At 35.6% G+C, this 755-nt stretch carries 1 protein-coding gene; it reads right to left on the reverse strand.

Features of this window, described 5'->3' with window-relative positions; translation table 11 throughout:
- Window positions 1-755, reverse strand: a 755-nt coding sequence (locus tag OJ995_RS13500) for a LamG domain-containing protein (RefSeq protein WP_264369913.1), incomplete at both ends; no start/stop codon positions are given.

Here is a 755-nt window from a genome sequence, read left to right on the forward strand (position 1 = left end):
ATGCTGTTGCTCCTTGAGCATAAAAAACTGGAGTAGTCACTGTTGCAACTGATGGAATTATCGAACCTGTTGTTACAGGAGAACCTGCCAACCAGTTAGAAACAGTACCGTTTAAAGCAAAATTTGTTAAAGTTCCATTTGAACCCGTTGTTGCAGTTAATGTAGTAACTGCTGAATTATTAGCTTGATCAACTGCTTGATTGAATTTATAATAAGCTAATAAACCAGACTCTGTTCCTTGTAATTCACAATTTTTAGAACCATTAATTTGCTCTGCTGTTCTTACAACATTCCACACTCGAATATCATCAATGTTTCCAGTAAAATTCTCCGTATTAGAACCAATTCTCGATCCAATATTCACTTGATTTGAAGTTGCTGGTAAAGTTACCGAAGCTGCTTGAGAAGCAATCAAATTTCCATTTGCGTATACATACATATTAGTACCATCGTACACAGCAGCTACATGTGTCCAAGTATTTAGTGGAACAGTAAATGTAGAATTCAACGCCGTTCCATTCAACCAAAATTGAATGTTATTGCTATTTCTTACACGTAACAAGAATTTACGATTTGTACCATCATAATCGGTAATAATATTATTCCATCCATTCAAAACAGATGGATTAATCCACGCTTCAAGAGTTAAAGCCGTAGCTCCATTTAAAGCCGTTGAAATAGGCGTTCCTAAGTTTACAAAATCATTTGTTCCATCAAAATTTAAGTGAGTTGCAGGCAAAGACACCGTCACAACA

Origin of the sequence: Flavobacterium lacisediminis, assembly GCF_025909975.1 — a bacterium.
GTDB lineage: Bacteria > Bacteroidota > Bacteroidia > Flavobacteriales > Flavobacteriaceae > Flavobacterium > Flavobacterium lacisediminis.